We start from the raw sequence: 20,120 nt of genomic DNA on the forward strand, positions 1-20,120 counted from the left end.
AAACCAAAAAGGGGGAAAAGGAGTTTATTTTCGTCTTCTCAGGACAAGAACCGCGACGGCAACGGCAACTATCACGACTGCTACGGCGACAGCTACGTAGGTTGTGGTTGGCATGCTGGCGGTGGGTTGCGGGGCTTGGCTTGGCGAAGGCGAAACAGGCGCTTGGGGTGTGGTGGTTGACGGCGCCAAGGTCGGCTCTGCGGGGTTTGGTGTGGCAGTGGCTTGAGCAACGGGGGCTGCGGCTTCTCCGACGACTATGTAGGTTGAGTCAGATGAGCTGCCGTAGGATTTGGAGCCTTCAAATTCAGCCATGATTAAGTATTCGCCTTCCACAGGCGGAGTCCAACTCATTCCATAGTTACCCCACATGTCACTGGTTACTTCGCCGATGACCTGCGTGTTGCAGTTGGGGTCAATGGCTGTCAGCTTCACCGTTACTCCTTTTGCGTCTTCGGGCATGGGGCGCTGCTGGAACAGGTACTCCATCCACGCTTCTTGGTCTTCATCAGCAATTGCGGGTGTGCCTGCTAAAGCAAAGTCTACTTCTCCGTTGGTGTTGAGCCTGCCTGACGGTGTTTGGTCTGTGACTGTGCCGGTGATCATTATTTGTTCTCCAGCTGAAATCACGTTGTCCTGCACTTCTACGGTGGTTGCGCTGGGTCCCTTGCCAAAGCAGTACATTGCGTTGTCAAACAGGTTGTAGCTTACAAGCCGTTCATCAGCAACCAATGTGCCAGTGGACCACGAAGACATCTTCCACATCAGTTCTCCAGTCTCAAGGTCTACGCACCAGATGTTGGCGTCGCGTCTAAGCGGCACTGACGGTGAGTGCTCCGAAGTGTACATGTACGCTTTGCCGTCTGCAATACATCCCAGCGAAAGGGGCGTCTTCTGATAGAAGGTTTCACCTAAGCCCTCGTCAGGCGCAGACCAAACCCAATCCACCGTTCCTGTTGGAATGTCGTAAGCGATGAGTTCGCCGCTGTAGCCATACGAGTAGAGTCTGCCGTTGTAAATGAAGTCGCTCATGCCATAGAAGTTAAACTGCGCTTCAGGTTCACTCTTCCACATCAGCTGCCCAGTGGTTAAACTGTAGCACCAGCGCTCTCTTGACAGAGGCATCTCAAAGAAGAACACGCCATCTTCAGGATCCACCAAACCCATGCTTACATCTCGGTAGCCAGGGGTGCGGATGATTTCTTGGTCATCAACAGTTTCAGGAGGCGTGAAAGTGGTTTCCCACAACAACTGCCCTTCATGGCCTTCTTCGAGGCTTAACGCCCACAAGTTGCCCTGCTCGGTGTAGGTGCTGTTCTTCTTGCCTGCATTTCCGCCGATGATGTATTGCCCTTCGCGAACGCTCATTATTGACCCTGAAACGTTGGGTACGGAAACGTTCAGCGAGAAGCCGTTGTTGCCATCAAACGTGGAGTTAAGGTCGGGGCGCCACATCCAGTAGTAGTTGCTGGTGAAAAACGGTTCATACCATATCGCTCGACTAGTGTTCCATACTGTCAACCGTTTATTGGCACCTGAACCTGCAATGTTGTAGTAGAGTATGCTGCCGTCCTTGCCGTAAACCGATGTGCCCGAAGACGAAACGTTGGCTATGCTGCAGATGTAGTTACCCGAGTATGCATCGTACATATCCCACGTTCGAGATTTGCCCGTGTCAGTAACCCAAAGGTAAGGGAAGCCTCCGTGCTGGTTGGGCGAATCGTAATTGTAGATTTGTCCAAACGCAAAGTCGCCATAGGGAATTTCTCCTGAATTATCAAAGCTTCCTGTTCCCGACGTATCCGTTACTGCACCTGTAGTGTTGCGGAACCATACCGTTTCTCCTGAGTAGAGGTCAACGCAATAGAAGCCTTCTCTTGGCGGTTGCTCAACGGTGTAGTAGATTTTTCCCTCCATGATTATGTTAGGTGCACCGTAGCTTTCGTATGAGAGTCCAGTGTAGTAGCTTATGCTGCCTGTTCGGGTGTCCATGATGCCTCCAGACCAGAATGGACGTGTCCAAAGAACGTGTGCGCTCTCAGGGGCTAAACCATAACCAAAGTTAGTGGTTGTCCCATTTGTCTGCGCGGCGCCTCCCAGCCAGTTCCCTGCAACGGTGTACCAGTTTCGGTTAGCTCCATATATGGGGCGCGTCCAGTAACCGTCAGGAAGCGGCGTCTCCTCGTAGCCTGCAACGGGGTCCTCTTGGACAGTAAATTGGACGGGGTCACTTTGACTGGCTAACGCAGTGTCGTTTACGAATTCAGGGCTGCGTATGGTGCTTGGCGTCGTATCGGGAAGCCCAGTATAGGTGTGCTCATCCATTTTGGCAACGACAGTGTATGTGCCGACTTGGGTTGGCGTGTACAATGTCCAGCTACCACCAACGGGGTCCGAGATGAATGGTCCCATGCGATCTATTTCGCCATTTGGCTTGGTGATTTCTATGTTCCATGTGAACCTGTCACCGTAAGCACCTTGAGCGGTGTAGGGGTATTCAGCTGGCCAAAAGACGATAAGCATCTCTTGATTGACACCTACATTCTCCGGAACAACTCCGACGTAGGACCAAGTTTCGATTGTCCACGGCGGGTCATGTGCCGTTGTCGCTGGTATGCTTACTGCAATGACTGGCAACGTGAGCAGCAGAATCAGCGTTACAGTGAATAGCTTTGTTGTGCCGTTTTTTTTCGATAAACTGTTTTGTTTATTTAAGAATTCCACTAAGTATTTCTCTCCTATTTGCGTGTTAGTTTATGAATTAAACTGTTTATAAAATCTAGTTAGTGGTGTATCAACCCACACTTTTTCATGATGTTAAAATCAAATTTTATAACATATTCCTTTTAGTTAATGGTTTCACTTCTTTATGTTCAGGTAAAATGTTTACCTGATACACATAATTAGCAAACCGATGTTTCGTCCAAGTTGACACGGGTAGAATCTCGCACCGTAATCGATATATGCCCTTTTCAACCGAATCTTCCCAAGCAACGCGCAAACGGCGGAGTGGCACATAATCCTCGAAGTAATCTCCCTTAGCATAATCGTCCTTCTCTTGGGTATCCTGCTAGACATTGCAATAGGTGACCCCTCCCCCAACAGCCCCTACGCTTCATACTACAAAATCCACCCCACCGTCCTAATGGGCAACTTCATCGCCGCCCTCAAACCCCACCTCAAAAACCCTAACCCCCAACGCGAAAAAATCAATGGTGTCCTCCTCGGGGTCGCTACGGTTTTAGCGTTTGCGGTGCCCACGTTTCTGGTGCTTTGGGCAATCTGGACATATCTGGGAGCAATCAACTTCTGGCTAGGCGTAATTGTCTACGCTGTGGTCGGCATCGTCCTAGTCAAGTTTGCCGTCTGCATCAAGCTGGAAACGGACTGGGCAAAAGCCGCAGCCAAAGCCATCCAAGCCAACGACCTCACCGAAGCACGCAAGTACGCACACTTTAGCCGCCGCGACAGCTCCAACCTCGGAGGTCCTCAAATTGCGTCTGCCGTCATCGAATCCATGGCAGAAAACATCATCGACTTCAAGTTTAGCCCCATCATATTCTACTCCCTATTTGGCGTCACTGGCGCCGTTGCTTTTCGTGCGATAAACACTCTTGACGGTATGGTGGGTTTCAAAGATAAAGAAAACATCAACCTTGGATGGTTTAGCGCCAACCTTGACCACGTCGTCAACTTCATCCCCTCACGCCTCACAGGCATCCTCATCATCGCCTCCGCCGCCCTGCTGAGAAAAGACCACAAAACCGCGTGGAAAATCGCCAAACGTGACCACAGCAAAACCCAAAGCCGCAACCACGGATGGCCCATGGCCGCCATGGCAGGCGCACTGCATGTGCAGTTTGAGAAGCCCGGCAAATACATCCTCGGCGACCCCACCGAACCTCTGAACGGAGACAAGATTCTGGAGGCACTGCGCATCAGGGACGTTTCAGTAGTTTTGTGCATTCTGATGTTTCTGCCTGTGCTGGTTTTGGTGAGGCTGTTTGTTTTTCCCTTCTAAGTCTGCGATTTTCCCTTGGTTTTTCTGAGCATCAGGTAGATGCCTACTGCCATGAGGGGAATCATCCAAAGCTCTCCAAACTCCGCCATCCACGCAGCATCAACGCTGACACAGTACGCCACAAAAATAATCAGATGCAAGCTCAAAAAGAAGCCCGCGGCTCCCCACAGTCGCATAGCCTTGTTCCAGCCGCCCTTCAGTGATTGTCGTGTTGCAAAAGCCGCAAAAACTACCGCTATGGTGAATGTGGTGGCGGTGTTTACGAAGGCAACCACCACCGGCAAAGACAGCAACCAGTGAAGACCCTCTAAGATGCTCATTTCAACCCATTTCGTCCAATACGTAACGTACAGCGCTACGATGTAGGTGAGGCATGCATAAACCGCCAGCTTCGTCACTGCTGCCCTGTCCAGTTGCGTGTCGGGTTTGCGCAGTTTTTGACTGAGTAGTATGAGGATAGGGGAAATCAGAACCATTTGAGTGGTTAAGGCTGTGGATAGGCAGATTCGGGACGTGAGTGGAAGGGACGAAAAGTCCATCAGATACGCTACTGAGGGGATAAGCGAAAAAAAGTACACGCCCTCCAGAATCAGTGCCCACGAGATTTTGCTGCGAACCCGCCAAGAAAGTACCCCGCAAGACCGCAAAATCTGCAGAGCCGCAACCAAAGCAAAAACAGCGCCCCCAAGACGGACTGTTAAGCCTGCAAACCCTGCGTACTCCATCAGGTACGATATGTCCCTGCTCAGTTGGTCGACATGTTGGAGCCCAGCGGCGGGACGGTAACCCTCTGGATTGACGGAGATTTCTATTATCCACGGAAAGGACTTAACTGACCAAAACAGGACGTAACCCAGAAACGCGCAAACCATAACCAACAGAAGCGCCTTTGCAACAGTTTGCCTCTTAGACATCTCTCTCCCCCGGTTGCTCCCGCAAACTCCTTGGGCATGCACAGATTATTTCTCGATGGCTTGTGCATTTAACACTTCGCCAAAAACCAGCGGTCACTTATCTTGCTTCTGCAACTGCTCAAGCATGTCCATAATCGGCAGCCTATAAGGGCATTTTGGCTCGCAACTGCCGCATTGGTTGCATCTGTCTGGCGAAACTTCAAGGGACGCTGCAAGTTTTCCAGCCCACCTCTCCAATCCGTAAACGTCAGCCAAAGCCTTAAACCTCAACTGGGCAGGGATGTCCACGTTTTGTGGGCATGGCAAGCATAAACTGCAGTCTCGGCAATAGTCGTCCAGCGTGACCGTGAAGCGTTGTTTCTCCTCAGCTGTGCGCTCCGTGAATTCGTTTCCCGCTTTGGCTGCTGCTTTTACCTCTGCTACGGATTTGACGCCCGCAATTGCAACCGCTACGTTCTGTGCCAGAACAAACCGTAACGCATTTTGTGCCATCGCATCCGCGTCAGGTCCCAGTAGTGTGTGCAGTTCGGGCTCGTCGCTGAGTAGCGAAAGTGAAGGCTGGTAGAAGCAGGTTATGAGTTTGCTGGTTTTGGCAAAAAACGGCTTCATCGTCATCACGCCGACATCGTGAGCCTTTGCAAAGGGCACAAGCTCTTCAAGTGCCTGCCGCGTGACCACGTTAAGTGGAACCAGCACAGTGTCAAACTCGCCTGTCTCAATAGCCTTCACCAACACGCGGGGTCGGTGGCTTGTGATGCCCACAAAATCCGCCAACCCTTCACGCCGCGCCAACTTGCATGTCTGCAGCGCGCCGTCTTCGCTCATGGCTTTTTGGAGTGTGCGTTCGTCGTCTATGCCGTGCAGTTGCAGGATGTCCAAGCGGTCCGTTTGCAGCCGTTGGAGGCTTTCTTTCACGTCTTGCAGCGATTCCCGTTTGGTTCGGGAACCCGTTTTGGTTGCTATGACGCATTTATCGCGTACCTCCTTGAGGGCGACGCCGATTTTTTCTTCGCTGTCCCCGTCCCACTTCGCCGTGTCGAAATACGTGATTCCCAAATCAAAAGCGGTTCGAACCACCTTCGCGGTTTCCTGGGCGTCAAGTTGGGCTATCCATGTGCCCCCAAACCCAACCTGTGAAACCTCCAACCCTGTTCTGCCCAGTCTTCTTTTCTGCAAGAATTTTGCTCCTCACAGTTTCGTGGAATAAACACCATATAAACGTGCTTGCCGACTGCTCTGCTGAGCTAACGAAAGAAAAAAGCTGGAGTTTGTGTGTTAGCTGGTTAGTTGCGCTACAAAGTCTGCTGCGCGGGCGTTGAGGTCTTCACCAGCGCCGATTTTCACCACAACAGCATTCGGCAAAGAGCCTTCAGGCGAGAGCGCTGTGACTGCGTCTTTTATCATGGCAATGTCGCTGGCTTCTTGGGGTCCTGAACCGCTTCCAAACACGCCGACTTTGGTGCCTTGGTCGGGGGTGAGGTTGTTGAGGAAGTCTTTGATGGAGCTTGTTGGTGCTCCGCCGTAGATGGGTCCCCCAGCAACAACGATGGCGTATCCTGTTGTGTCCTCCGTGGTGTTGCTTCGCACGCCAGCAAGGTCAACGGTGTAGCCGCTGGATAGCAGGTCGCTGGATACTTGGTCGGCAACGCCTTTGGCTGCGCCCGTCAAGCCGGGGTCGTAAACCACCAGTGCCCTTCCCGCGGAAGACCCAGAAGGCGTGAGAGTTTCGGACTGCGTTGCTCCTATGGCGGAGATATCCAGGAACATCACTGCGGCAAAGCCCACAAAGAAAACGATAAGTACGGCAAATATGGCTATGATTATTTTTAGGATTTTTCGCATTTGTCTCTCCTGTTTGCTCAGCAGTACCTCTGAAGTTTTCAGTATATAAAATCATCTAAATAGTAAGGAAAAATGTTTGTCGCGTTTCTTTTTTCTATACGCGATTTTAACTGGTTTGGATGTTTGGCTGTAGCGTTCTCATTTTCTGCCTCAACGCGTTAACCAGCCGCAAGTTATCCTCCGCCGACCTAACTGTTACTCGGAAGTAGGTGTTGTCTAAACCGACAAACGTGCAGCAATCCCTAATCAGCAAGCCTTCTTTGCCCAGTTGCTCTCGAAGTTCCGTGGATGTCAAGTTGGGTGCAGTGATTTTCACCAACAAAAAATTCGTTTCCGAGGGGAAAGCGTGAAGCCCGCCGATTTCCATAATTGCCTTCGCGAGAGCCGCTTTCTCTCGCACGATGGTGTTTTGGGTGTTTTCTATGAACGCTGTGTCTTGGAAGGCTGCTAGCGTGGCGTTGCCCGCCAGTCCGTTGATGCTCCAGGGCTGTCGCGTAGTTTGCAGCTTGTCGATGAGGCTTTTTGCCGCAATGGCATAGCCGAACCGTATGCCGGGCATGCCGTAGAACTTGGTGACGGAGCGAATAACAAAGAGGTTCTCGTATTGTTGGACGTAACCTGCGACGGTGGCTTCTTGCCCCTGAGGCGCAAACTCTATGTAATTCTCGTCCACGCTGACGATGATGCCTCTTGTCTGGCAATACGCCGCCAAATCCAAAATCGTGTCGCGGCTGTAGAGGGTACCTGAGGGGCTGTGGGGGTTGCAGATGTAAACGATTTTGGTGTCGTCGGTGATGGCTTTTTTGACGTTTTCGTTTTCCAGCATGAAGTTGAAGGGTAGCTGCACGAAAACTACGTCGCCGCCGACGCGCAGGACGGCTTTTTCGTATTCACTAAACGATGGTACGGGAATGACAGCTTTGAATTTGCCTTCGAAGGCTTCGGTTATCATGTAAATGAGTTCAATGGAGCCGTTGCCCACAATGACGTTTTCCGCACCCACACCATGCCCAACGTAATGGGCGATTTGCCGCTTCAAATCCACGGGGTCAGGGTCAGGATAGAACCTGATTAGGTTGGCATAGTCTTTGACTGCTTGGATGGCCTTCGGAGACGGCCCCATGAAGTTGATGGGTCCGCTGAAATCCAACACCTTCTCCAGAGGGATGTTGAATTTTCGGCTAAAGCCCCAGACGTCGCCGCCGTGGCTTACAAACCGTTTTTTGTTACATGGACTTTCCAGTTTTGTCTCCTCCATCAAACGCGCAATTTCTGGCTCCACTTTCCACTGTGCCTCGTAGTGAGCGTTGTAGAGGTTGGTGAGTTTGTAGAGCCAGTAGATGCCGCCTATGCCCAAGGTAACAATGGTGATGAGGACATATTTTTTTATCGGTATGGTTTGCGGCATAAACATCCGCTCGGGAAAAGCCTCAGCCAAGAAAGCGTCTTGATGCTTCTCATGAACCACCATGTCTCTTGAGAGCAGGTACAGCAGCACAAAGGCGGGCACGATAAGGATGATTGACGCTGCCCAAGCCGCCGCGTTTCTTTGCTTCCACGCACCCGTGGCTGCAGGGGGCTCTTTGCCTTGTTTTCGCATAAACTCTGAGATTTGTGCTTCCAGTTCGGCTTCCCGCTCGAAATGCTTGTTTCGGCTGTCCACTAAACGGTAAAACAAAGGGAAAAACGCGATGCCGAAGCTGGCTATAGCCGCCAAAAACCACATGGAGAACCATGTGACCTTTTCTTTTGCCATGGGGTTATAGGTGGCTCGCTGCATTGTTGGCTTCAACTTTCACGTCGCGGATGAAGGATAGACAGCCCGACAGACCTAATAAACCGTTGCATGCTATACTTTTGTCAGTCTTGCTCTGCCTTCAAAGAATTCGGCTTCTTTTCGCGTATGCACATGAATTTCGAAGGGCTCCTTTATTTTTGCCTTCCACAGCTGGGCATGAACCGTAGCGGGCTTTAAGTTTGTGATTACGAGAACGTCGATGTCGCTGGAGTAGCTATGCTTCTCCTCAGCAACTGAACCGAACAGGTAAATTTCTGCTTGGGCATCAAGCCTCTGGACGGTTGTTTTGATGGTTCGTAGATGTTCAGGGAGATTCCTAAAAGCTTCCTGCCTCTGCAAAGCATCTTCCACTAAAAGGTCACGGGACAATTCTCATTATCTCCGTAGCCGCTGAAGTTAATCTTTCTACTTCTTTTTTCGTGAATTCCCTCATAACATACCGTGACGTTATGTAGGCATCTTCAAGCATGCCCAACTCCAACAAGTACTTCTCCAAAACGCCCTCCACAACCTCTTTTTTATCTTCAGAAACCAACTTCACCAACGTTTCTAAAAGCTTTCGAAGACTATGCGTTCTTGGGTAATCGACGCCGTTTGCCAACATTTTTGCTTTCAAGAAAAGCTCCAAGGACTGCTCAAGACTGAACGTGGCAAGGTCAAAGAAGCCTTGGGTTGTTTGATACTTTGCGGTTTCAAAAAAATCTCCTGACCTTTTGAGCAGGCGTTGTTCCTCTTCTTTTCTGGTCAAGGTTCTGTTCTTCCTTGTTTACAGGTAACGGTTTTTTGTATATTTAAGCATAAAACGGTCTTTGATGCTTGCACAGCCAAAAAACGTCGTCCCTGTTTTTGGTGGTGGTTACGTTTTTGTCTTATCAGCCAAACTTTATATCCTGTTTTCGGGTGCTTGTATCCTAAGATGCAAACTGGTGGCACGCTGCTCTCCGTCGTAGTGCCCATGCGAAATGAGGCACCCACAGTAGGGGACATAATTTGCCGTCTTAAAGCCGTCCTTAAAGCAACCGGTTTGCAGCACGAAATAATTGTGGTTGACGATTACTCTAGCGACATGTCCGTGGAGATTGTGCTTCGACAAGGCGGCGTCCGAGTCATCAAATTAGCCCAGCACATGGGCAAAGGTTACGCCCTCAGGGCAGGCTTCGTTAAAGCCCGCGGAGACATTATTGCAACCATAGACTCCGACGGCTCCCACCTGCCCGAAGAGTTGCCCCGCCTGCTGCAGCCCATCCGCCAAGGCGCCGCAGACCTAGTCATCGGCTGCAGGTTCAACGGCAAAGCAACCTCAGCCACGCGGCGCATAAATCAGGCGGGCAATCGGCTGTTTAATCAGCTCATTAGGTTCCTCATCCATAACCCGATTTGTGATTCTCAGTCAGGCTACCGTGTCATGACCCGCCAAGTTCTGCAAAGCATGACGCTTATTTCAACTGAATACCAAATTGAATCCGAGATGCTGGTGAAAACCGCGCGCAGGCACTTCCGAATACGCGAAGTCCCCATAACCTTTGAGCAACGCACCTATGGCAGGTCAGGAGTTGACCCTTTGGTGGATGGCATAAAAATCTTGCTCTCCATTTTAGCAGCGTACTTAAGGAGCTGACCAAATGAACGCCCTGCCCAGTGTCTCGATAGTTGTGACCTGCCGCAACAACGCCCAAACAATCGGCGAATGCCTCCAAGCGCTGGTCAACCAAGACTACCCCGAAGACGCCCTTGAAATCCTCGTAGTCGACGCGTGCTCAACTGATGGCACCGCCGACATCGCGCGGCAATACACGCCCCACGTTTTCTGTGAGCCGTTGAATGCGGCGGCAGCCTACAACTACGCCCTCAGCCTCGCTCACCACGGCATTCTTGGCTTTGTGGACTCCGACGCCAAAGTCGAACCAAGCTGGCTAAAAACGCTGGTGCCCCACCTTGACGAGGCGCAAGTGGCGGGGGTCAGTGGCTCCATCGAAACCTGGAACCCCCAGAACCCTTGGGCGCGTAGCATTGGCTACGAAATCAAGAACCGCTACAGCCGCATTGGCAAATACACGGGACGCATAGCCACCATGAACCTGCTGCTTAAACGCAGTGTCATTGAGGAGGTGGGGGGCTGGGACGAAAACTTCCCCAGCCAATACGACACCGACTTTGGCTACCGCATGAGCCGTTTAGGCTACAAAATCGCCTACGAACCCAACGCTAAATGCTACCACTACAACCGCCCCACTGTGCATGCGTTCTGGCGCCAGCAGTTGCAGTACGGCAAAAACACCACCCGTTTGTACTTTAAGCATGGGCGTCTGGCGAGGGGCGACGAAATTACCGACGTAGGTATGAACCTGCAGCCTGCGTTGTATCTGGCGGTTTTTGCCTGTGCCCTTTTGGGTGTGGTTCCGCTGCTTAGACCGTTGTGGTATGTTTCGGGTGGGCTTTTGGCGGCAATCTTTGTTTACTACGTTTATTCGGCGTCAAAGCTCTCCATGAAATTCCACGATGCCACTGCCATGCGGATGGTGGTGCTTTATTATGTGCGGGTTTTCGCGTGGCTAACTGGCGCCGCAAAATTCTTATTCACTGACAGGAGGAAAAAGCGGACATGACCAAGGTGTGCTTCATCAGCCCCGAATACTGGCCCCTCACAGGTGGCACAGGCAGCTACGTCTACTACCTCTCCAACGAGCTACTCAAAAACGGCTACAAGATTTATGTAGTTACGGGCGCCAATCAAGCCCAAGACGTCCACGTTAACCCCCAGCTTGACGTGTCTTTCCTCAAGATTCCCAAAATGCCCATAGTTAAGTCATTTATGTTGGCAGGTAACAGCTACCGCAAACTGGGCAGCGTCAAAGACACCGCCAACGTGGATGTTACGCACCCGCAGTTGCCGCTAACACCAAACTTTGCCGTGCCCCCCCGATTCGGAAAATCCCTTGTCTGCACTGTGCATTCCACTTGGAAGGGCGAAGCCGAAGCGATTCGTCGTGAACCCTACAGCCGACTGAACGCGAATGAGAAGTTTTTGGTGAGTTTTAACTGGTTTTTGCGGTTCTTTGAAAACGGCATGCTTAAACGCGCCCAAAAAATCATAGCCGTTAGCCACTTCACCAAATGGGAACTCACACATTACTACAAAATCCCCGCAAACAAAATTCGCGTCATCCACAATGGGGTGGACACCAAAAAGTTCCATCCAGCAGCCGACAAACGCAAAATCAAGAAGGCCCTTGGCTTTAACCCTGACGCCCCTGCTATTGTCTCGGTTGGGCGCCTGTATGCACGCAAAGGTTTGTTCACGTTGATTGAAAGCATTCCCGCTGTGGTCAAGCGGTTCCCCAAAGCCAAATTCATCATAAGCGGCAAGGGGCAAAGTGACGAAATGAAAAAACTCCTCACACACGCCGAAAAGTTGGGCGTAAAAAACAACATGATATTCACAGGCTACACTCCTGACAAGGACTTGCCTAAGCTTTACCAAGCCGCCGACGTGTTCGCCTTCTCGACGTTTTATGAGCATCATCCGTTTGCGGTTTTGGAGGCGCTCGCGTCGGGGCTGCCGGTGGTGACTACCAATGTGGGTGGAATCCACGAAACTATCGTGGATGGCAAAAACGGCTTCATGTGTCAACCCTTTAATGCGGAACAATTCAGTAACCGCATTCTTTACCTGCTGGAGCACCCTGCGGCGGCGGGGGAAATGGGGGCTCAGGCGCGCAAAACAATCGAAGAACAACTGGACTGGCGCATAGTCGTCAAGGAGGCCATGAAGGTCTACGAGGAAGTTCTACAGGGAACCTAGCAATCGCGCTGGCAACCTTGCTATTGGGTTAGTTTGTTTGCGTCTTCAAAGTATTGAATGAATGGTGTGTAGTGTTCTTGCATGTTGTTGGATGGCGCAGATCGGTGGTATAACAGTCTCAATGCGTGGTCACCTGTTAAGTCCGAGGGAAAATAGATTTCGATTTTGGAGGGTGGGGGAAGCAAGGACCAGGAAGCTGTTCTGATAAGGCCTTGGCAGATTTCTTCGCCATTTATCTTAATAACATACACAGAACTATACAAATTGTCGCCCATCTGCGTCAACCGCTGGGACGCTTGGTCGGTGAGGATTATTTCTTGGCTTGTGGCGTTATACGATAAAACGTCTGCGTCAGAAACCACTACGCTGTTGTCTTCCAAAGAAGCCAGCCTAAATCCGCCTTCCGAAGAGGGCAGCCATGCGCCTCTAAAAACCCACAAACCCGCAAGCCCCACTAATACAACCAGCGCGATGCTAACCCAAAGCAGTTTCCTCATAATTGGTTCGCTCACGAAGCCCTATGGCTTGGTTCGTATTTAAGACTAAGCATTGGAACAGCAGCGTTTTTCAGAAAATCAGCTGATGGTTTTACTTTGCGCCGTCATGACTTTTGTTTTCTGTGCCAAATAGCAATCGCCGTGCCTAATATGACGCATGAGGCAGCAAGCGTTATGGCAAAGGTTAGGCTGTCTATTCCAAAGATGGTTGTGTTTTCTTTGGGTAAACTTATGGTGACTTGGTGTGTGCTGTGAGTGTAGTTGAAGAAAAGTTCCCAAGAGCCTTCATCGAAGGTGTGCATGTAATTGATTTGGTTGCCGTCCAGCAGCACCTTCACGTTTTTTTCTACGTCTTCATGCGGAATCAAATTTTCCGCGATTTTGCACCACACGTAACCTGATGTGCCTGCGGGACCCGTGACGGTGAAGGTTACTTCTGAGGTTGTGCGGTTTAGTATGGGTTCTGTGACGGTGCTGTTTGATTTTAATATGGTGAAGTCTTGATTTGACGCTGGGCTGTCTGCTGCAGTTTCCAATGGCGTGTCCGAATTTATTTCATCCATAAATGATGAACCGACCGCAGATGGGATGCATGAGAGGAGTAGTCCGCAAGTGATTAGGGCTACTGTGAAGGCATTTGACTTGTGTTTCATTTAAGCACACGTCCAACAAGACGTGCAACCAGAAGCACTTAACCTTTTTCCACCCTTAAGCACGTTTCGGTTGAAACGATGCGCCAATTAGGCAACTTGAACCGCTTCGCCTCGATATGCCTTGGTGACTTTTTGAAAGACCTTCACAATATCAAGTGAGCAGAAAAAAAATTTGGTGAGGTATTCATTCTGGTAAATAATCATCTGTGCCTTCACGGGCAAATCAATCCGCGGCGGCATGAACCTGCGTGCAACCTCCGAAACAGGCACGCCCTCCACGGTGATGTCGGTTTCTTTGAGTCCTGTCTGTTTGGCGGCGTAGTTGAGGTAGGTGTCTTTCCAGTTGAGCTTCATGACCTGCGTGGAGACAATGTCGGTGGCTAACGCGTCCTTGCCTGTTAACATGAGCCCCATCGGCACCGGCACGCCCTTGGTGGGTCCGTTGCCTTCTATGCCGACCCTTGCGTCCATGATGGTAAGGGCGGGTTTGAAGATGCAGTAAAGCCTGCAAAGCACCTCAGGCAAATACGGGTGCAGGTAGATGCGGCGGTTACTGGGCACACACCCAAACAGGTTCTTAAGGGCGCCGCTGTACCTCATGAACTCATGCGTCTTCATCAGGGGCAAGTCCACGACGGCGTCGGCGTCTAAAGCGGTTTTGGGAAGAAACAGATGCTTCAGTGGGCTGGTGCTGTCAGGGAACTTGACCTCAACCACCTTGTCCTCAGACAGGTTTATGACTGTTCCACCTGCCCGTTTAACGGCGTCCTCCATGCCCGTCTGCTGAAACGCCAAGCGGCAACTGTAGTTAAAGCCCTCTGATTCGCCCACGATGACTTCGGAGGCGCGGTCGCGTAACAGCCCGATGAGTTCGTAGGTTAATTCTGGGCTGGTGACAACGCCCGTGAGGTACTCGTAGTGGCTGAGGTTGGGTTTTATGAAAATCAGCTGTTTACCCCTCAAATCCGCGTCTGCTACGGCGTCCTTAAGAATTTGGCTGATGTTGTCGTTTTGGACTCGGTGGATTTTGACGGTTTTCTGTGGCATTTCAGGTGCTCCCTGTCTCGGCAGCTTTTGCCAAAACGCAGCCGGGGTCTGAAGCCAAGCAGTCGTCGTGGTAAGCGTTGGCTCGGGCTCGACAACCCCCACATATGTACTTGTATTTGCAGGATGCACAAGCGCCTTTTAGGTTGGAGCGGTCTCTAAACGCATTAAAAAGTGGGCTGTTAAGCCAAACATCAATGAATTTTTCTTTTTTAAGGTTGCCCACATTTGCGGGGAAGAACACGCAGGGATGCACATCGCCCTGTGGGGAGAGGGAACAGTAGAGCCTGCCTGCGCCGCATCCGCCGATGAAGTCCGCCAGCGGAACCGCCTTCTTAGTAACCTTCACCGTCTGCATGTGCGCCATCGACATCATCACCTCGCCCGTGCCTGAATCTCCCTGGCACTGGATACCTACACGAGCCAGCTGAGGCGTGGTGGTGAGGATGGTGGTTTTGCAGCCCTTAGACATCCTTGCAAGCAGGTACCGCATAAGCGTCTCACGTTCCTCAGCGGAGAGGTCTTGGTCAAAGTGCTCTTTTCCCCTGCCCGTTGGGACGAAGTTGAAGTTTGTGAAGCGCTCTGCCCCGATTTCCTCTGCCAAATCAATGATGGCAGGCATCTCGTCAAGGTTCTTCTTGGTTGCCGTGGTGGCTATACACACGCAAAGGTCCGCTTCTATGCAGTTTAACAACCCTGCCATGGCTTTGTCAAAGGCTCCTGGGACGCCGCGGAATTCGTCGTGAGTTTTGGCGGTGGCGCCGTCGATGCTGATGTCGACGTAGTTGACTTTGGCTTGTTTGAGTTTCTGCACGTTTTCCTTGTTGAGCAGCGTGCCGTTGCTGGCAAGCGACACGTAAAGCCCACGGTCAGCAGCGTGGCGAGCCACCTCAAAGAAGTCTTTCCGCGTTAATGGTTCGCCGCCTGAGAAAGCCAGCGCCGTGACGCCTGCATCGGCAAGCTGGTCTACCACATCCAAGGCTTCTTGGGTGGTGAGCTCTTCCTCTTGGACAGAGCCGCTTTTGCTGTAGCAGTGCTGGCAGCGCAGGTTGCATTTGTGAGTGAAGTCCCACACCACCAGAAATGGCGCGTAAATGCTCAGGGGCTTTTTGATGCCAAAATAGTTAAACGACTGCACTATGTCCAGTACGGCGCGGCGGGCGTAGGCGTCGGCGAGAAGCTTCTCCACTTTCTCCCGTTTGATGTTGAGGCTTTTTCGAAGGAACTCTATCCAGAACCCAATTATCCGCGAGTACGTTCCACTGCATTTTTTGCATTTTGCGTAGGATTTGCCCACGTAGTCATCTAAGGCGGCTTCCAAGACGGTTTTGCCGCAGGCGGGGCACTTTTTGAGCGACAACTGGAGCATCTTCTTGGTTGTAGGAAAACTGATGATGGCGTTCCAGAAGTGGTCGTGGCTAAGCAAACTCATGGCATGTCACCTAAGCGGGAGATACATCATATTAAATGGAGTACATGGGCATGTTAAAGATTTCTCTCAACATTAACCAACTGGTTGCAAAGACAAAAGCAGCGGGCTCTAAATTAGATCGGTTAACACGTTGTTGTTTGGCCATGGGTTAGGTATTTCATGCAAATAAAACTCTGCTGTTTTAATGTTCCTTATTTTTTGAACCTGTTTCTCACAGCTGAAGGCATCTCCAAAATCACGCAAGATAGTTGCCACTCTTAAGTCGTATGCGCCGCCAACAAATTTTGCACAGAAAATTGCGTTTGGTACTTGGAGCAGTTGTTTTTCAACTTCGGTCAGGGTGCCTCTGTTTTCTACCTTGATGTAGGTGTCCATTATGGCGTTGTAGCCTAACTTGAGAAGGTTCACTGAGATTGTGGAAAGGTTGATAACGTTTTTTTCTCTTAGACTCTGGTATCTTTGGATAACGTTGTTTATGGAGGTGTTGGTTTTTTCGGCGATTTCTTTGAAAGTTGTCCGCGAATTCTTCATAAGCATCCTTATGATCTGCTTGTCTGTTTCATCAAGGGGTGTGGTTGTGAATGCGGCAGGTGGTTTTTCGGGTTTTTGCATCTTTTTTTCGCGTTGGGATGGGTTGACGAGTAGGTTTTCGGGGTGCCACCTGCTTTTCCAAGGCTCATCAGAAATTAACACGTCCACTTCTTTAACGTAAGGTTTGAAGTCTATGTGTTGGATTGCTTCAGATAATTCGTTTAGTTTGTGTACAAACAGTAAGCCGTAAATGCTGTATTTGCCTAAGGCATCCCAGATTTTGACTGTGGGTTTGGCTCTTAACGTGTCTAAGACTTTGGCTTTGTCAGCTAAATCTGTAATTAGGCCTACTTCGGCTACGCATTCGTAACCTACACTGAGGGGGTTAAGATGCATCTGTTCCTGACAGATAATGCCCGCTTTCTTTAACCGTTCATACCTTCTAATAACTGCTGTCACTGAGACCCCGCATAGTTTAGCTAAATCGGTGAAGCTTGTGCGGGACTCAACTAAGAGGGCTTCTAGAATTTTGAAGTCAATCGCGTCATTTTTTTTCGTCTGCTGCCCCTCTTTATAGTTCTTGCTCAACTTTATACATTTTCAATCTCTTAATATCGCTTATGGGTTACTGTTTAATTTTTTCACCATCTTTCCGTTGCGCTCCTGAGAGTTGTTTTGATTTTGTTTTTATCAAATATTATGTGCATTAAATTTTAAACACTTATGGGTGTTAAGTTTGTGTTTTTTTCCTTAAACAGTGGGTTTTCAAATAATGTTTAAATGTATGTTGGTTGCTAGTAGTGCAGAACATATGGAGAGACGGAAAATTGAGTATAAATTTTAGACAATTTCCTAAAAAACATACCAGCGGTAAGATCGCTGGCATATCTGGACTTGCTTTTGCTTTGCTTATACTCTTCTCGCTGATTGCTGCGACGCCATCTGCTACTGCTCACACACCCACATGGGACATACCAACCTACGCCTACATTTCGGTTTCTCCCAATCCAGTGGGAGTTAACCAGCAAATGTTCGTTGTAATGTGGCTTGACAAAGTACTGCCCGGCGCAATGATAGACAACGACATTCGATTCTACGACTACAAGCTCACCATCACAAAACCTGATGGAACCACGGAAACACGACAGTTTCCAGTAGTTTCAGACACAACCTCATCGCAATTTGCACTTTTCACACCTACTGAAGTTGGAACATACACTTTCAAATTTGAATACCCCGGACAAACATTCACATGGACTGGTGACTACCAAAACGACAACTATTTACCAAGCAGTGCAGAAACAACCCTAACAGTACAACCAGACGAAGTTCAATCGGCACCAAACTATCCGCTTCCAACCACTTACTGGACCCGCCCAATTGAGGGTCAAAACACTGGTTGGGAATACATAGCCTCAAACTATCTTAAACCAAACGGAGCTGAATTCGGGAGCTTTGCAAATCGTTTACAACCCGATGGTTTAGCGCCAGACAGTGCTCACATTATGTGGACGCAACCCCTTCAAGATGGTGGAGTGGTTGGCGGCACCAATGTTGGCGTTAGCGGAGCAACATACTATACGGGGCTTTCTTATGAAGGACGATTCACATCCCCCATCATAATGCAAGGTCGACTATACTATGCTGAACCACTAAGCAACAGCGTTCTAGGCGGATTCAATGACTTAGTAGGCGGCAAATATTTCTGCGTAGACTTGCAAACAGGAGAGCAAATTTGGAGCAAGAATTTCGCTGTTAATCCCACCTTCGGTCAACTTTACGACTACGAATCACCTAACCAACACGGCGTTATTCCATACCTATGGGCAGTTAGCGGCACAACCTGGATTGCTTATGAACCATCAACAGGCGAGTGGCTATTCAATTTGACAAATGTTCCTTCAGGCACTAATGTCTACGGTCCAAACGGAGAAATAATGCGATACGTGTTCGACAACACTAATCATTGGCTGGCATGTTGGAACAACACTGCAGCATTCTATAACGGCACCTCCACAACCGTTCCTGGCCAAGTTGCCGAGGTCTCTGGAGCAGGCATCTACTACTGGCGACCCGTTGGAAAAGTAATCGACGCAAGCACAGCCTACTCTTTTAACGTAACAATACCTGCCTTGCCTGCAGGCTCATCCATCGCTGCTGTCGTAGACGATTTAGTGCTTGGCAATACTCCCACGACCGTCTCGGGACAAAGATGGGGCTCATTGGATTACACCTTCTGGGCTTTAAGTTTGAAACCTGAGACAAGAGGTCAACTATTGTGGCAGAAGGACTACAGCGCACCCGCAGGAAACCTCACTAGACAAATATATGCAGTAGACCCAACAACCCGCACTTTCCTGCTCAACGACAAAGAGACTATGCAATGGCTCGCCTACAGCATAGACGATGGACATTTGCTTTGGGGCCCAATTGGTGATACCCGCGACTTCAACTACTACGGCACTGTGGGCATGGGTAGCGCTGGTCAAGCAGGTTTTGCAGCCTACGGCAATCTTTACACAGCTGGATACGGTGGCGAACTCTTCTGCTACGACATCTCAACTGGTAGCTTGCTGTGGAAATATAACGAAACCTACAGCGGAACCGAAAACGCCTGGGGCATGTACCCGCTTTTCATAGGTGCAATTGCGGACGGCAAAGTCTACTGCTACACCGGTGAACACTCCCCCAACGCCCCCGAAAGCAAAGGATCCCTAGTACGCTGCATCAACGCAACCACAGGCGAAGAAATCTGGACCCTGATGAGCTGGGCTGCCATCGGCTCTTTCGGAGCAGAAGGCTTTCCAATCGCCGACGGCTACATGGTGTACCTTAACACCTACGACATGCAAGTCTACTGCATCGGCAAAGGACCCAGCGCAACCACTGTCACGGCTCCCCAACCAATAATTTCAGAAGGAACCAACATTCTGCTGACAGGCACCGTCATAGATCAGAGTGCAGGCGCCAAAGAACTTGTGGAAAGCGGCGAATTCAATGTAGCTGCAGCTATGTCTGACGAGAGCATGAGTGAATGGATGCAGTACCTATACATGCAAAAACCTGCCCCAACTGACCCAACCGGCGTTACTGTGAAATTAACCGCCACAGACCCCAACGGCAACTCCCAAGACATCGGCAACGCAGTCACCGACATAAACGGCAAATACGGCATAACTTGGACTCCACCAGTGGCAGGAACCTACCACGTGACCGCAACTTTCGAAAGCACGAACTCTTACTGGGGCTCACAGGACACAACATACTTTGTTGTCAGTCCCAGTGCCTCTCCACAGCCTACCTCAATAAACCCAACCGCCGCACCAACACAGACACCCCAATCCTCCCCAACCGTATCATCACCCGTTTCGCCTTCCCCCAGTGAAGCTCCACAACCCACCAGCGCAGGCACCCCAACAATGACCTACATTGCAATCGCCGCTGCATTCGTAATCATAGCCGTAGTTGCCGCCGCAGTGATTCTCCGCCGACGGAAATAGGCTTGTAAAAGCCTCCTTTCCTTTTTTCTTTAAAAAAGTAAGGCATTAATGAAAAATGCAGGGGCTGAGTGGGTTCTGGAATGATTTCC

General features: G+C 50.2%; 17 protein-coding genes. 5 read left to right on the forward strand and 12 right to left on the reverse strand.

The features are described 5' to 3' along the window. Positions 1-24: 24 nt before the first annotated feature. Entirely contained in the window at positions 25-2,721 is a 2,697-nt protein-coding gene (locus ACBZ72_01215) for a PQQ-binding-like beta-propeller repeat protein (protein XES77509.1), read from the reverse strand. A gap of 322 nt (positions 2,722-3,043) precedes the next feature. Here ACBZ72_01215 and ACBZ72_01220 point away from each other — a divergent pair, with 322 nt between their 5' ends. Next, the gene (locus ACBZ72_01220; GenBank protein XES78709.1) at positions 3,044-4,018 is read left to right on the forward strand and encodes a cobalamin biosynthesis protein; all 975 of its coding nucleotides are present in this window, start codon (positions 3,044-3,046) and stop codon (positions 4,016-4,018) included. On the opposite strand, the gene ACBZ72_01225 is transcribed toward ACBZ72_01220, so the two are convergent. The 6 genes from ACBZ72_01225 to ACBZ72_01250 all read right to left on the reverse strand — a co-directional run bounded on the left by ACBZ72_01225 (position 4,015) and on the right by ACBZ72_01250 (position 9,320). Further along, positions 4,015-4,932 carry a hypothetical protein gene (locus ACBZ72_01225; GenBank protein ID XES77510.1) on the reverse strand — a complete coding sequence of 306 codons (918 nt, stop codon included), beginning with the start codon at positions 4,930-4,932 and terminating at the stop codon, positions 4,015-4,017. The two genes, ACBZ72_01220 and ACBZ72_01225, sit on opposite strands and share 4 nt — an antisense overlap. Positions 4,933-5,025: 93 nt before the next feature. After that, the gene (locus ACBZ72_01230; protein ID XES77511.1) at positions 5,026-6,108 is read right to left on the reverse strand and encodes an aldo/keto reductase; all 1,083 of its coding nucleotides are present in this window, start codon (positions 6,106-6,108) and stop codon (positions 5,026-5,028) included. 99 nt (positions 6,109-6,207) lie between these two features. Next, positions 6,208-6,774: a flavodoxin family protein gene (locus ACBZ72_01235; GenBank protein XES77512.1), complete on the reverse strand. Its 567-nt coding sequence runs from the start codon at positions 6,772-6,774 to the stop codon at positions 6,208-6,210. A gap of 106 nt (positions 6,775-6,880) precedes the next feature. Next, entirely contained in the window at positions 6,881-8,554 is a 1,674-nt protein-coding gene (locus ACBZ72_01240) for an aminotransferase class I/II-fold pyridoxal phosphate-dependent enzyme (GenBank protein XES77513.1), read from the reverse strand. Between the two features lie 69 nt (positions 8,555-8,623). Beyond that, positions 8,624-8,941: a nucleotidyltransferase domain-containing protein gene (locus ACBZ72_01245; GenBank protein XES77514.1), complete on the reverse strand. Its 318-nt coding sequence runs from the start codon at positions 8,939-8,941 to the stop codon at positions 8,624-8,626. Next, the gene (locus tag ACBZ72_01250) at positions 8,931-9,320 is read right to left on the reverse strand and encodes a HEPN domain-containing protein (GenBank protein XES77515.1); all 390 of its coding nucleotides are present in this window, start codon (positions 9,318-9,320) and stop codon (positions 8,931-8,933) included. The genes ACBZ72_01245 and ACBZ72_01250 overlap by 11 nt, the downstream gene beginning before the upstream one ends. A 168-nt stretch (positions 9,321-9,488) precedes the next feature. Between ACBZ72_01250 and ACBZ72_01255 the strand changes: the two genes are divergently transcribed. From ACBZ72_01255 to ACBZ72_01265, 3 genes are read left to right on the forward strand one after another with little or no spacing between them, the layout of a single operon-like run. Continuing rightward, the gene (locus tag ACBZ72_01255; protein XES77516.1) at positions 9,489-10,190 is read left to right on the forward strand and encodes a glycosyltransferase family 2 protein; all 702 of its coding nucleotides are present in this window, start codon (positions 9,489-9,491) and stop codon (positions 10,188-10,190) included. Positions 10,191-10,194: 4 nt separating this feature from the next. Beyond that, positions 10,195-11,178, forward strand: coding sequence for a glycosyltransferase family 2 protein (locus ACBZ72_01260; GenBank protein XES77517.1), 984 nt, complete (start codon positions 10,195-10,197; stop codon positions 11,176-11,178). Continuing rightward, entirely contained in the window at positions 11,175-12,374 is a 1,200-nt protein-coding gene (locus ACBZ72_01265) for a glycosyltransferase family 4 protein (protein XES77518.1), read from the forward strand. The genes ACBZ72_01260 and ACBZ72_01265 overlap by 4 nt, the downstream gene beginning before the upstream one ends. Positions 12,375-12,394: 20 nt before the next feature. Here ACBZ72_01265 and ACBZ72_01270 read toward each other — a convergent pair whose 3' ends face one another. The 5 genes from ACBZ72_01270 to ACBZ72_01290 form a co-directional block, all read right to left on the reverse strand. Continuing rightward, entirely contained in the window at positions 12,395-12,871 is a 477-nt protein-coding gene (locus ACBZ72_01270; GenBank protein ID XES77519.1) for a hypothetical protein, read from the reverse strand. Positions 12,872-12,975: 104 nt separating this feature from the next. Beyond that, complete coding sequence (locus tag ACBZ72_01275) at positions 12,976-13,524, reverse strand: hypothetical protein (protein XES77520.1); 549 nt, start codon at positions 13,522-13,524, stop codon at positions 12,976-12,978. Positions 13,525-13,611: 87 nt separating this feature from the next. Then, positions 13,612-14,571, reverse strand: coding sequence for a DUF362 domain-containing protein (locus tag ACBZ72_01280; GenBank protein ID XES77521.1), 960 nt, complete (start codon positions 14,569-14,571; stop codon positions 13,612-13,614). 1 nt (position 14,572) lies between these two features. Beyond that, on the reverse strand, positions 14,573-16,000 hold the full coding sequence (locus ACBZ72_01285; protein XES77522.1) for a radical SAM protein: 1,428 nt from the start codon (positions 15,998-16,000) through the stop codon (positions 14,573-14,575). A 108-nt stretch (positions 16,001-16,108) separates the two neighbouring features. Further along, positions 16,109-17,119 carry an Lrp/AsnC family transcriptional regulator gene (locus ACBZ72_01290; GenBank protein XES77523.1) on the reverse strand — a complete coding sequence of 337 codons (1,011 nt, stop codon included), beginning with the start codon at positions 17,117-17,119 and terminating at the stop codon, positions 16,109-16,111. A 239-nt stretch (positions 17,120-17,358) separates the two neighbouring features. Here ACBZ72_01290 and ACBZ72_01295 point away from each other — a divergent pair, with 239 nt between their 5' ends. Further along, entirely contained in the window at positions 17,359-20,031 is a 2,673-nt protein-coding gene (locus tag ACBZ72_01295; GenBank protein ID XES77524.1) for a PQQ-binding-like beta-propeller repeat protein, read from the forward strand. Positions 20,032-20,120 lie beyond the last annotated feature (89 nt).

The organism is Candidatus Bathyarchaeia archaeon, assembly GCA_041447175.1.
GTDB lineage: Archaea > Thermoproteota > Bathyarchaeia > Bathyarchaeales > Bathycorpusculaceae > JADGNF01.